The sequence below is a fragment of the Atopobium sp. oral taxon 810 str. F0209 genome, from assembly GCF_000466405.1.
GTDB lineage: Bacteria > Actinomycetota > Coriobacteriia > Coriobacteriales > Atopobiaceae > Olegusella.
This window is the reverse complement of the sequence record NZ_KE952948.1, coordinates 77,551-90,762: the sequence shown is the minus strand read 5'-3', so window position 1 is coordinate 90,762 and position 13,212 is coordinate 77,551. Positions and strand designations below refer to the sequence as shown.

The following is a 13,212-nucleotide window of genomic DNA, read 5'->3' as shown; positions in this document are numbered from 1 at the left end:
TTTGGTACCTAGCATGAAATGAAGTGTGGCTTCTGCGAGGTTGGCTGAAGCGATGTGTGGCGTTTGACACCTAGTGCAAAGTAACGCGCGGACTTGCAGGTCAGCAGAGGGCACCGATTGCAAATCCGCGCAACTGTGGTGTTATTCGCGGCCATCCCAGCAGTAGGTGCAGACGAGCTTGCGATCGATGCCGATAGCTTCGAGCATGCCATCAAGGGTCTGAAAACCAAGCGAATCAAAGCCCAGCTCCTCACAGATGGTGCGAAGTAGACATTTACCGCGCTTTGTGGTGGGGTCAGCATACTCATCGATGTGCTGATCCCCCTCCTCACCTTCGAGCTCGCGAATGGTGCGGCGCGCAATAAGCTCTTGGTCGGTGTTGGAGCGAGAGAAGGACAGATACTTGCAGCCATACATAATGGGCGGACAAGCAGAACGCATATGTACTTCGGCAGCGCCAGTGCTATAGAGAAAATCAACCGTCTCGCGCAATTGGGTGCCGCGCACGATAGAGTCGTCAACCAGCAAAAGCTTCTTGTCCTCAATGAGCTCGCGGACGGGAATTTGCTTCATCTTTGCCACGCGGTTGCGTACGTTTTGGTTTGCTGGCATAAAAGAGCGAGGCCAGGTGGGCGTGTATTTGACAAAGGGACGGGCGAGGGGCTTGCCGCTCTCATTTGCATAGCCGATGCCGTGAGGCAGGCCTGAGTCGGGTACACCTGCGACAAAGTCAACATCGGGGATGCCATCGTTTTCCTTCTCGCGTTTGGCCATGATATGACCGTTGCGATAACGCATGGTCTCGACATTGACACCTTCGTAATTGGAGTTGGGATAGCCGTAGTAAACCCAGAGGAAGGCACAAATGCGCATCTCATCGCCAGGCTCTGCGAGAGTCTCCCAGCCTTCGGCAGTCACGCGGACAATCTCACCTGATCCCAGCTCATGTTCGTTGGTATAACCCAATTTTTCGTAAGCAAAGGACTCAAAGGACACAGCATAGCCGTCTTCATTGGTGCCAATGAGCACAGGTAGGCGACCCATCTTATCGCGTGCGGCGATAATAGCGCCATCCTCGGTCATGATAAGCAGGGTAAGTGAGCCGTCAATCTTGCTCTGGGCGTACTTGATACCTTCGACAAAATCCTCTTTTTGATTGATGAGGGCCGCAATAAGTTCGGTGCTATTGACGCGACCAGGGCTTTGAACAGCGAGCTGAGCACCTTGTGCAATGTAGGCATCTACCAGCTCAGCTGTATTGTTGATGCAGCCTACAGTGGTAAGGGCATAAGTCCCTAGTCTTGAGCGAACAATAAGCGGTTGAGGGTCGTTGTCTGAGATACAGCCAATCCCTGAGGGACCATGGAGGGTTTGTAGGTCGCGCTCAAACTTTGTGCGGAAGGGGCTGTTTTCGATAGAGTGCATCTTGCGTTGAAAACCCGTGCTAGGGTCGTGCAGTACCATGCCGGCGCGCCTGGTACCAAGGTGGGAGTGGTAATCGACACCAAAATAAACGTCGAGCGCAACGTCTTTGTGCGAAACCGCTCCAAAAAAGCCACCCATGGAGGTCCTTTCGTTGACCTTATGAATACGTGTGTGCACATGACACGTGTGTCAATTATAGGAGCGTTGCATGGGTAATTTTCAGCTACGTAAGGTCTTACAGCAAAAGTTAATAAAAACATAGCAAGGTGTGGAAGCAAGGCAGTGCTGCTCACGATATGATGTAAAGCGTTGCAATACCTAGATTAGAGCGAGGCGAGAACGGCATGCCGAAGTTTGACCGGTCGGACGGCAAGCTCTTGTATGTGCAGGTTTCCGACTACGTGCGCGAACGAATTTATTCCAAGGAGTGGGGCGTTAATAAGCCTATTCCTTCTGAGCATGAGCTTATGAACATGCTGCAACTTTCTCGCGGGACTGTCCAAAAAGGTATTCGGCAGCTGGTAGATGAGGGGCTACTGGTGCAACAGCAGGGTCGGGGCACTTTTGTGACCCAGCCTATTATGGCGCGTCCTTCTTCCAATCGCTTACTTTCTTTTGGTGAGTCAATGAGTGCTCAAGGTATTGATTACGAGACAAAGGTTGTGTTGCGGCGCGTTGAGAAACCTAACATTGCATGTGCGGAACATTTGCAGTTGGAAGTAGGTGAGGAATATCTCTATCTAGTGCGCGTGCGTTATGTGCGCAAACGCGCGGTGATGTTGATCGAGAGTCACCTGTCGCTTTCTGCCTGCCCTGGCCTCGACAAGGTGGATTTGGATAAGGAACCGCTATTTGCTGTGGTAGAACGTCTAAGCGGCAAAAGTGTTGGTAGGTCCGAGATGGTCTACAGTGCCCGTACGGCCGGCAAGACTCGTGGTGCTTGGCTGGATTGCGATGAGCATGCACCGGTGCTCGACCTCGATCAGTTGGTCTTTTTAGAAGATGGAACGCCCTTTGAATGGGGAAGCGTATGGCTGCCTGCTAATCGTTGTGTAATTTCCAACGAAACACGACGTGCGCGTGGTGTGGTAGGTGAGTAAATTTCGCAAGTATTGCTTGTGATAAGAAGTGGAGAAAACAATGAGTTGGTATGAGACATCTGCGATGTATCAGATTTACCCACTAGGTCTTTGTGGCGCACCTTGGCGCAATGACGGCAGCTCCGAAGGCCAGGTGGAGGTGGGTACACATGCTACCGATGGTCACCGACTGCTCAATATTATTGATGATGGTTGGATCGAGCACATTCAGCGTTTAGGCTGTGATTCTGTAATGCTTAATCCGCTCTTTGAGAGTGATATGCACGGCTATGATACGCGCGATTACACCAAAGTTGATGCACGTTTAGGCACTAATGAGGACCTCAAAAAGCTTGTTACTGCTTTTCATGAGGCGGGGATTTCGGTTATTTTTGATGGTGTGTTCAATCATGTTGGTCGCGGTTTTTGGGCTTTCCAAGATGTGCTTAAAAACAAGCAGGACAGTCCTTATGCTGGTTGGTTTTGCATCAATTGGATGGGCAACAACGTTTATGACGATGGCTTTTCTTACGAGGACTGGAACGGCGTCAATTACCTAGTAAAACTCAATCATGTCAATTTTGAGCTCAATGAATATATTGCCAATGTGGTGCGTGGTTGGGAAAGTGAGTTTGATGTAGATGGCGTACGTCTAGATGTTGCGTTTTGTCTAGATGCGGGTTTCTTGGGATATTTGCGTCAAGTTGCTGATGAACTTAGCGAAAAGCGTGGCAAGAAGTTTCCGCTGATTGGTGAGGTCATGTTTGGCGACTACAACTGCTGGATGAACGATCGTGCGTGCGACTCTGTCTATAACTATGAGGCGTACAAGGGCCTATGGTCGAGCTTTAATTCTGCCAATATGCACGAGATTGCCTATGCTCTTGAGCGTCAGAGTGGTGACAAGCCTTGGGATTTGTATACAGGCAAGCATCTGCTGACCTTTGTGGATAACCACGACGTACCTCGTATTGCTACCAAACTTACCGACAAACGCCAACTGCGTCCTATTTACGGGCTGTTGTACGGCATGTGTGGTGTGCCCGACCTCTATTATGCAAGCGAGTGGGGTTATGAAGCAGACCAGTTGCCTGGAGACCATGAGCTACGTCCTGCTTATGCGCATCCTGAGTGGAATGAGCTTACTGACTGGATTGCTTCTCTTATTGCGGCTCGTACCAAGTCCGAAGGTAGTGTAGTTTTGACCATGGGTGACTATCATGAACTGCTTTGCCAGCCTCAGCAATTGGTTTTTCAGCGCGCAGCAGAGGGCAAGAGGGTCATCGTGGCGATTAACGCTTCTGATGCGCCAGTAACTTTGCATTTTGATGCGGGCTGCGGTCTTGCGACTGATCTCATTACAGGTGAGGAACATGATTTTGGTGGCGGTAGCGAGGTTGAGGCCTTCTCGTGTCACTATTGGCTTTGCGAGCGCTAGTTCTGCTTGATTCTCTGCTTGATTCGTAGATGGTTCAAACTTCGGGGTTAACGACTACAAAACTGCAGGTCAGATTTTTCAAAAAGTCGAAGAATGAACCATCTACGGAAATATCTACGGAAATTGGTCGAAACTTGAACTATCTTCCTCTTCCCGCGTCCTTTCCGCGGGAATTTTTGCTTACTGAACCTGAGCTACCATAGCCATGTTGGTTGAGGTGGTGTAGTCGCCTTGGCGAGGTGAAGTCTGGGCATCGCCTGCAGTGATAACAACAATATCGTTGGAATCAACCGCCCCATGAGCCTTTGCAACTTGCAACGCGTTGTATAGGGTTGCAGATAAAGACCCCTGTTCGGTTGTGCGGAAGGACTCAACACCCCACATAAAGCAGCAACGACGTGCTGTCTGGGCAATGGGGGACATGGCATAAATGGGCAGATGGGGACGGAACGTAGAAATTAGGCGAGCAGTACGACCAGAGTGAGTTGGGCAGATGATACACTTGGCATCTACCTGGTCGGCAATCTGAACGCAGGAGTGACCGATGGCAGAGTTGACATTACGGACACCTCCACGCTCCGTAAAGTCAGGACGCTCGGGCAAGTAACGCTCGGTCTCCACACAGATGTTTGCCATGGTCTTGACTGCCTCGACGGGGTATTTACCTGCTGCGGTCTCGCCAGATAGCATAACGCAGTCGGTGCCGTCGTAAATAGCATTTGCAACGTCGGTAACCTCGGCGCGAGTCGGACGAGGATTGCGAATCATTGAGTCAAGCATCTGAGTGGCCGTGATAACAGGCTTGTAAGCAGCATTGCACTTGTGGATGATCTGCTTTTGGATGTGGGGTACCTGTTCGGAAGGTACCTCAACACCTAAGTCGCCACGGGCAACCATAATGCCGTCGGATACTGCCAAAATTTCGTCAAAGTTCTTGACGCCCAGTGAACTCTCAATCTTGGGAAGAATGAGAACACCAAAGTTACCAGCATCGGCACAAATCTTGCGAATCTCGCGTACTGCTTCGGCGTTACGGATAAAGGAAGCAGCGATTGCGTCAATACCCAACTCGCAACCAAACATGATGTCGGCACGATCCTGCTCGGTAACCGAAGGCAAACCAATCTCGACATTAGGGACGTTGACACCCTTCTTTTCGCCTAGTTCACCACCATTAACGATATCGCAGAAAATTTCGTTGCCCTCAGCGTGGTCAACCTCAAGGCCAATCAGACCATCATCTACCAAAATGATGGAACCCTTGGTGACCTCGTTGGGAAGTTCTTTGTAGTCAAGGGAGAAGCGTTCGGCATTGCCAGGGACGCTGGTATCGGTAGTTACGATAACTTTGCCGCCTGTTTGGAGCGTGACTTTCTGATGACCCTCGAGCTCGCCTGTGCGAACCTCAGGACCCTTGGTGTCAAGCATGATGGCAACAGGTAGACCCAGCTCGCGGGAAATATTGCGAACACGCTCAATATTCTTGCGGTGATATTCATGGCTACCATGGCTGAAGTTAAAGCGAGCAACGTTCATGCCGCCCACAATGAGCTGGCGAAGAACATCGTCGCTTTCGGTAGCAGGACCCATGGTGCAAACGATTTTGGTGCGCTTATTCATCGAACTCCTATCATAAAACCTACTGCCATGTTGATTTAATACTAGAGCATGGCTTGTCTTCCTTCACAAAGACGACGGCATATGATACCCGCCTAAGAGCGCGGGCGCGCAAAGGCACAAAGGCTTCACGCGCCCGCACAGGGCTTACACATATCAATTATTTAGCAAACAACGCTGCGGGGGATGAACTCCTCTTCATGAGCGTAGTGCTGAGCGTTCTCCAAGGTGACACGGGCAATCTGAGAGAGCGCCTCGCGAGTGAAGAATGCCTGATGAGAGGTCATAACAACGTTGGGGAAAGAGCACAGACGTGCAGTAACGGAGTCGACAACCTCGCCAGAACGATTTTGATAGACGTTGGCATTTTCTTCTTCGTAAACGTCCAGGCCAGCAGCGCCAATCTTGCCAGAGATGATGCCGCGGATGAGCGCCTGGGTATCTACCAATGCGCCACGACCAGTATTAACAAAGATGACGCCGGGCTTCATCTTGTCGATAGCCTCATCGTCGATGAGATGGTAGCTATCCTTGTTAAGGAAGGCATGGAGACTGATGAAGTCGGAGCGACGATACAGCTCGTCATAGTCGACATACTCATCAACAACGTGCTCTTCATCAACGAGTGCTTGGTTGGGATAGAGGTCAGAACCCAAGACGGTCATGCCATAGCCCTTGCAGATGCGGCAAAGAGCAGCACCAATGCGACCAGTGCCAACAATGCCCGCGGTCTTGCCATGCAAAGTCTCGCCAACCAGACCATCAAGGGCAAAGTCGTTCTCGCGGACGCGGATATAACCCTTGTGGATACGACGGTTGGCTGCCTGGCCTAGTGCCATCGCGTGCTCGGCAATGGCCTCGGGGGAGTAAGCAGGAACGCGGGTAACCTTGATACCGAGCTCGGTTGCCATAGGAACGTTGACGGCGTCAAAGCCAGCACAACGCATGAGTACCAAACCGATACCAAAGCCCTTGAGAATCTCAAGGGTCATAGCCGAGATGTCAGCGTTGACAAAGGCGCAGACAGCATCATAACCGCGGGCAAGAGCTGCGGTCATAGGTGTCAAGTTGGTCTCGGTGTAGTCAATCTTGACATCGGGGAAATCAGCGATTTCCTTCTCGAATGACTCTTGGTCGTAGCTGGCGGTACCGTAAAAAAGAATCCTCATGGTGTAGCGTCCTTTCTTAAAAGACGTGCGCGCATATCCAGGTCGGTCCTGGACTTTTGCACAACCTGCTCGGACTTACTCTAATTCTAGCGTATGAGCAACCCAAGGGAGGTCTATCCTAGGAATTGCACGACAAATTAGTTCTGCTTCAGTAGGCGGCGTGTGGAGATGAGGAGAGCCATGATTTACGACGGACTGAGCAAACTCAATCGTTATCGCGGTTTGTACAAGGGTTTGGACGTGCTGATTGACTGGCTTGACTCGCATGATATGCGCGAGCTGCCCCTAGGAACTAATGAAATTGATGGGAAACGTGTATTTGCCAACGTGATGAGTGCAACGACGCGTTATGCCCAAGATGCACACTATGAATGGCACCGCCGCTATATGGATTTGCAGGTCGATTTGGAGGGCGAGGAATGCTTTAAGGTCACGCCTGGTCCGGTGATACAAAGAGCTGAGTTTAACGAGCAGGACGATTTTCAGCTGGCAGATGCTGCAGAAGGAGCCGATGTGATTGATGGCACGCTTGCTCATGGGCGCTTTGCTCTCTTTGTTGCAGGCGAGCCGCATATGCCAACATTGACAGTGCCAGGCGCCACACCTGCAGCTGTCAAAAAGATTTGCTTTAAGGTCTTGGGCGATAAGTTTTGGGATGAGTAGGATAAAATACTGAGGTTGTTATAAGCGCTTCGTCGTAATTGTGGGTGAGCCCTTGCCCCTCCTGGGGAATTATTATCGGGCACCTAGCGCCAAGCGAGGAGAGGGGCTGCTTTGAGCAGCCAAGATAGCCAGGAGGGACACGTGAAAGAGTACCTAGAGAGTTCGCGCGAGGTGCTGCAAAAGCAGGCTTCGTCCGAAGAGGTGGGTCTTGCCGCAACTGAAGCCGCAGCTCGTCTTGAAAAAATTGGCCAAAACAAGCTTAAGGAAGCAGAGAAGGACCCACTGTGGAAGTGTTTCTTCTCGATGATGGCCGACCCCATGGTCATCATGCTTATCATTGCTGCTATTATTTCCGCAGCTACAGGCATGGCTCAGGGCGAAGCGGACTTTGCTGATGTCTTTATCATCATGTTTGTTGTTGTTCTCAACTCTGTGTTGGGTGTGGTACAGGAGTATCAGGCCGAAAATGCCCTTGCGGCGCTGCAGGAGATGAGTGCTGCTCAGTCCAAGGTAATCCGTGATGGCAGACAGATTGTTGTAGCATCAGCCGATCTAGTTCCAGGCGATATTGTTGTGCTTGAGGCGGGCGATGCAGTGCCTGCTGACTGTCGTATTTTGGAGAGCGCTTCTCTCAAGATCGAAGAGTCGGCGCTGACGGGCGAGTCGGTACCTGCCAACAAGATTGCCGAGGTGCTTGGGCTTCCTGCAGGCAATGACGATGTGCCTCTGGGCGATCGTAAAAACATGTGCTACATGGGCTCGACGGTGGTATATGGTCGCGGTCGTGCTGTAGTGGTAGCGACTGGCATGCAGACCGAGATGGGTAAAATTGCCGATGCTATTGCACAGGCAAAAGATGAACTCACGCCCCTGCAAGTCAAGCTTAACGAGCTTTCGGGTATTCTTACCAAGCTTGTTGTGGGCATTTGTGCTGTGGTCTTTTTAGTGGGTGTTATCCAGCACGGTGGCCTTGCATTCTTCTCAAATGTACCTGAGGTTTTGAATACCTTTATGGTTGCTGTTTCATTGGCAGTTGCCGCTATTCCTGAGGGTCTCGTTGCGGTTGTGACTATTGCTCTTTCCATTGGTGTTACCAAGATGAGCCGTCGCAATGCCATCGTTCGCAAGATGAACGCTGTTGAAACTTTGGGCTGCACGCAGGTGATTTGCTCCGATAAGACAGGTACCCTGACCCAAAACAAGATGACGGTCGTGCGTCATTACTCTGAAAACCTTGACCGCCTTGTGCGCTGCATGGCGCTCTGCTCGGATGCAAAGTGGGATGTTGCTGCAGAGAAGGCTATTGGTGAGCCAACCGAAGCAGCTCTTGTTGCAGATGCTGCCAAATTGGGATTTTTGTCTGATGATCTTGACTATGCGAATCCCCGTGCGGGCGAGGCGCCCTTTGACTCTGGTCGCAAGATGATGTCTGTGGTCAATCTTTCACCTGATGGTGATTATATCCAGCACACCAAGGGCGGTCCCGATGTTGTGCTTGCTCGCTGCACAAAGATGCAGACCAAAGACGGTGTCGTGCCGATGACCGATGAGTGGCGTGCCACCATCATGGAGCAGAACAAGCTCATGGCTGACGACGCTTTGCGTGTTATGGCAGCAGCGCGCGTTAACTATGGCAAGACTGAGCCTGCGAGTTATGCTGCGGCTGACCTTGAGCACGATATGACCTTTATTGGTCTTTGCGGCATGATTGACCCAGTTCGTCCTGAGGTTAAAGCTGCAATTGAAGAAGCCCATGGCGCTGGTATGCGAGTGGTGATGATTACCGGTGACCACATCGATACCGCTGTTGCTATTGCCAAAGAGCTCGGCATCGTAATGGGGCGCGATGAGGCTATTACAGGCGCAGAGCTCGATCGTCTGTCCGACGAGGAATTTGACAAGCGCATTGAGGATATTGGCGTCTACGCGCGTGTTCAGCCCGAGCACAAGACTCGTATTGTTGATACCTGGAAGAAGAAGGGCATGGTTGTTGCTATGACTGGCGACGGCGTTAACGATGCCCCCTCTATCAAGCGTTCTGATATCGGCGTTGGTATGGGTATCACGGGTACTGACGTTACCAAGGGCGTAGCCGATATGGTGCTGGCTGACGACAACTTCGCCACTATCATTGGCGCTATCGAAGAAGGCCGCCGTATCTATGACAACATCCGCAAGGCGATTCAGTTTTTGCTTTCCTCTAATCTTGCTGAGGTTGTAGTTGTCTTTATCGCGTCGTTGATTGGCTTTACCATCCTTGAGCCGACACATCTGCTGTGGATTAACCTTATTACTGACTCCTTGCCTGCACTTGCTATGTGCATGGAGGCAGCTGAGCCAGATATTATGCGCCGTCGTCCCCGCAAGAGCCAAGATGGCATCTTTGCTAATGGAATGGGTGCCGATACGCTTTTCCAGGGTGTGGCAATTTCCTGCTTGACCCTGGCGGCTTACTTCATTGGTATTCAGGCTGCTGGTGTGCCTCTGGCTGATGCAGTTGCTAGTGACAAAAATGGTGTTATGGGTATGACCATGGCGTTTTTGACTCTGTCGATGGTCGAGATGTTCCACTCCTTCAACATGCGCAGTCGTCGCAATTCTATCTTTGGTTTGCCTACGCAAAATGCTTGGGCATGGGGTGCCTTTGCTGTTGCGCTGCTGCTGACTTGGGTGGTAATTGAGACGCCGCTTGCCACGGTCTTTGGCTTTGCTGAGCTTGATATGACACACTATCTGATGTCTTTGGGCTTGGCTCTGCTTATCATTCCTATCGTGGAGATTTACAAGCTTGTCATGCGTAAGCTTGGCAAGAGCGAGGAGTAAGGTGACTCGTCGACTTTCAAAAAAGTCTCAGTCTCGTGTAGGCGCTTCGCGGCGTCGCACAAAAGAAATGAGCGCTGGTGGGGTTGTAGAGGTCCTGCCAGCGCTTTCCTCTCTCGCTGATGTGCCAGATTTTGAGGCATTGCATCCGAGTGTGGCGCAGCAAGAGGCTTTTGCAGCTGCTGTAGTTGCTATGAGCGAGGCGGATGAAGCTGCTGAGTGCGAGTTGTATTTGGGCTGTGTAGTACGTTTGGACCGCGGTTTTCCTGCGATTGCATGGAAAGACGGTTTGATACGCGCCGAGTTTTCAGTGGGACTTTCCAAGGCGGGAAGCCACAAGCTTGCTGCTGTAAAACTTGCAGGTCATGTAGGAGCAGAACTCTCGGCTTCAACGCGCGTTGCTGTGGGCGATTGGGTGATTTTGCGTGTGCCTGAGCAGCACGAAATGGGTGTGATTGAGGCAGTATTGCCTCGCGAAAGTGATATTGCCCGTTGGCGTGGTAAATCTCGCGGAGAAAAACAAACCCTTGCAGCCAACGTTGATGTTGTGTTGATTGCTCTTGCGATGGGAGAGCGAGCGGTTACTGCCGATCGTGTTGCTCGTCCTGCTGTTGTGGCGCGTGACTGTGGTGCTAGGGTCGCCGTGATTCTCACCAAAGTCGATCGCGTGGGGACAGATGAATTAGCTGCGGCTGAGGCGACGGTAAAAGCGGTGTTGGGCGTTGATGTTTCGTTGGCTTTGACGTCTTCAAAGGCTGGCTGGGGTGTTGATGCTGTGAGGGCATTGGTACCTGCTGGTACGGTTGCTATTGTGCTGGGTGAGTCTGGTGCGGGCAAATCGTCGTTGCTTAATACTTTGCTGGGACGTGAGTCTCTCGAGACGGGCGCTGTGCGGTCGCGGGATGATGCGGGACGCCATACGACGGTTGCGCGCCGTATGGTTTTGCTTCCTAGTGGAGGCATTATCGTAGACGAACCAGGTTTGAGGTCTTTGCCTTTGGTGGGGCATGAGCGTGGTCTTGCGCTGGTCTTTCCTGCAATCGCGCGGGCAGCTATGGGTTGTCGGTTTAGGGATTGTACGCATACTCATGAGCCTGGTTGTGCTGTACAAGATGCTTTATCCGATGGGGAATTTAGTGAAGAGGCTCTGTCGGCCTATCTTTCCCTTGCTGCTGAAATGCGCACCAGCTTATCTACTCTCGACCCCGACGTCACCCTATAGTTTTCTCTTTGCACGGCCCTCCACCCCACGCGGCCATCCAGCCCGCACGGCCTGCCATCCCACAGAGTCCTTCCCGCGGCACAGCCCTCCATCCCGCACGGTCTGCCACCCCACAGAGTCCTCCGTCCCCAGATAGTTCAAATTTTTAGCCCCGAGGAAGCGTTTTTGGTAGGGATGCGAACAAAAATGCCTCCTCGGGGCTAATTATTTTTAGTAATGCGGGTCTGAGGTAATGTAACCCTTATCTCAGGCACTCATCGTTACAAAAATCCCGATGAACTTGTCGGCGCTTATTTATCATTTTTTGTGAAGCAGGACGAAGAAAGATGCCAGTTGCATAACAAATTGATTCCCCAATCATGTTCCATGTACGAAAATCGTAAAAATCTCGACCTGTAATGAATCTCACGTCGTATCCAGCGTTCTCGAGAGCGTGTCTACGAAGATTGTCTTCGTTCATCTGCGGGTGCGCTCCATGCCAGCGGCGCCCGTTGAACTCAATGACGCTATCCCGACACTTTCTTTGAGTGTGAGCATTGCGCGCACGAAATAGAGCATCTACCACGAGATATGGCTTTTTCAATATATATTGCCAACTCAAGTCAATATTTATTCGAACGTTGAATTTTGCATTGCTTGCGCCAAAACCACCGGATGCTCTGGGCAGACGAAGCTGAACCGAACAGTACGTTTCCATCGGAGATCTGCTGCCGTCTTTTATATAGCGCAGCGCTCGTTTGGCGATACTTAGCCCTGGAATGGTGATGTGTGAGTTTGCAGATTCTACTTGATGAATATATTCACTAAGTTTGCTGGCGGTAGTGCGTCTAGCGCACTCAACATAGCCGTCAAAGTGCGAAGGTTTCGTTGATTTCATAGTAGTTGAACTGGTATTTTGTGTTTGCTTTGCTATTGAAACCAATCCTTTTGGAAGCAAAGCATAGCGACCGGCAAGTTCACAGCCAAACGCCACAACAAGGTGGAGTTCAACCAGCTGAGCTGCCATTTGGAGAAACAGTAATTCAGGAGAGACGATAGATTCGTTGGCACTAAGCTTGTAGAAACTGCCCTGGGGAAGCTTCCAATTACAGCTTCGATAAAAATAGGCATGGGACTTATGGCAGCGTTTTTTAGGGCGCACTAAAAATTGCAGAGGCTTTTCTAGTTCATAGTCGAGTTCATCTTGTATAGCTTTGTAAATCAGTTCTTCACAGGGTGTGGACTTTGCATTCTGGGCCGCTTCTTTTGATATGGGAAGCAGAGCATGGCGAAGCAGAACGGCGATATTGAAGTGAGTACAGGAGAGCAGAGCTACTGAATTTTTGCAATATGATGCCGTTGAATTGTATGGCAAGGGAAGTAGGCCTGCAGCTGCAAGACGGTAATAGTCTCGGGCGCTTTGATGGGTCAGTATATGGTGCATTTGTCGGCCTCCTTGCTTGGGGATAAAGCGATACCGTAACAAACGCATCTTGGATTTAGCTTGGACGATAACTGCAGTTAGACTGCCTAAAGCTTGGCGAAATTTCTCTGTGTGGTTTGCGTACTTTGGGATTACAGCTTGCCATAAACTTGCCCATGGCTGCCTTTTGGAGGGTTCGTGAAGGGCGAATGGTATCGCGATGTTTTGCTTTTTCGCAAAGCCGCAGCATAGGGAAACCAATACATCTTTTGCAAAAATTTTGTTATGAGTTGAGGCAGGCTCATGGTGATTTGACCGCTGTTTTCATAAATAAGTTTTAAGGCATGCGAGCTGGCGATGAAGAAAACTTTGTCAGT

General features: G+C 50.9%; 9 protein-coding genes. 5 read left to right on the top strand and 4 right to left on the bottom strand.

The window, feature by feature from the left end; all coding sequences use genetic code 11:
• Positions 1-141: 141 nt before the first annotated feature.
• Positions 142-1,563 (bottom strand): amidophosphoribosyltransferase, encoded by a 1,422-nt coding sequence (locus HMPREF9069_RS04210; protein ID WP_021625921.1) that lies wholly within the window; start codon positions 1,561-1,563, stop codon positions 142-144.
• A 206-nt stretch (positions 1,564-1,769) separates the two neighbouring features.
• Here HMPREF9069_RS04210 and HMPREF9069_RS04205 point away from each other — a divergent pair, with 206 nt between their 5' ends.
• Positions 1,770-2,525, top strand: a complete 756-nt coding sequence (locus HMPREF9069_RS04205; protein WP_021625920.1) for a GntR family transcriptional regulator — start codon at positions 1,770-1,772, stop codon at positions 2,523-2,525.
• A gap of 40 nt (positions 2,526-2,565) precedes the next feature.
• Complete coding sequence (locus HMPREF9069_RS04200; RefSeq protein ID WP_021625919.1) at positions 2,566-3,942, top strand: alpha-amylase family glycosyl hydrolase; 1,377 nt, start codon at positions 2,566-2,568, stop codon at positions 3,940-3,942.
• Between the two features lie 180 nt (positions 3,943-4,122).
• Here HMPREF9069_RS04200 and pyk read toward each other — a convergent pair whose 3' ends face one another.
• Complete coding sequence (gene pyk, locus HMPREF9069_RS04195; RefSeq protein WP_021625918.1) at positions 4,123-5,562, bottom strand: pyruvate kinase; 1,440 nt, start codon at positions 5,560-5,562, stop codon at positions 4,123-4,125.
• A gap of 161 nt (positions 5,563-5,723) precedes the next feature.
• Complete coding sequence (locus HMPREF9069_RS04190; RefSeq protein WP_021625916.1) at positions 5,724-6,728, bottom strand: 2-hydroxyacid dehydrogenase; 1,005 nt, start codon at positions 6,726-6,728, stop codon at positions 5,724-5,726.
• Positions 6,729-6,908: 180 nt separating this feature from the next.
• Between HMPREF9069_RS04190 and HMPREF9069_RS04185 the strand changes: the two genes are divergently transcribed.
• The 3 genes from HMPREF9069_RS04185 to rsgA all read left to right on the top strand — a co-directional run bounded on the left by HMPREF9069_RS04185 (position 6,909) and on the right by rsgA (position 11,433).
• Entirely contained in the window at positions 6,909-7,391 is a 483-nt protein-coding gene (locus tag HMPREF9069_RS04185; protein ID WP_035438431.1) for a NanQ anomerase/TabA/YiaL family protein, read from the top strand.
• 141 nt (positions 7,392-7,532) lie between these two features.
• Positions 7,533-10,214 (top strand): cation-translocating P-type ATPase, encoded by a 2,682-nt coding sequence (locus HMPREF9069_RS04180; RefSeq protein ID WP_035438429.1) that lies wholly within the window; start codon positions 7,533-7,535, stop codon positions 10,212-10,214.
• 1 nt (position 10,215) lies between these two features.
• The gene (gene rsgA / locus HMPREF9069_RS04175; RefSeq protein ID WP_035438427.1) at positions 10,216-11,433 is read left to right on the top strand and encodes a ribosome small subunit-dependent GTPase A; all 1,218 of its coding nucleotides are present in this window, start codon (positions 10,216-10,218) and stop codon (positions 11,431-11,433) included.
• Between the two features lie 241 nt (positions 11,434-11,674).
• Here the strand turns inward: rsgA and HMPREF9069_RS04170 are convergent, their stop codons facing one another.
• On the bottom strand, positions 11,675-13,096 hold the full coding sequence (locus HMPREF9069_RS04170; RefSeq protein ID WP_021625912.1) for a putative endonuclease domain-containing protein: 1,422 nt from the start codon (positions 13,094-13,096) through the stop codon (positions 11,675-11,677).
• Positions 13,097-13,212: the final 116 nt, after the last annotated feature.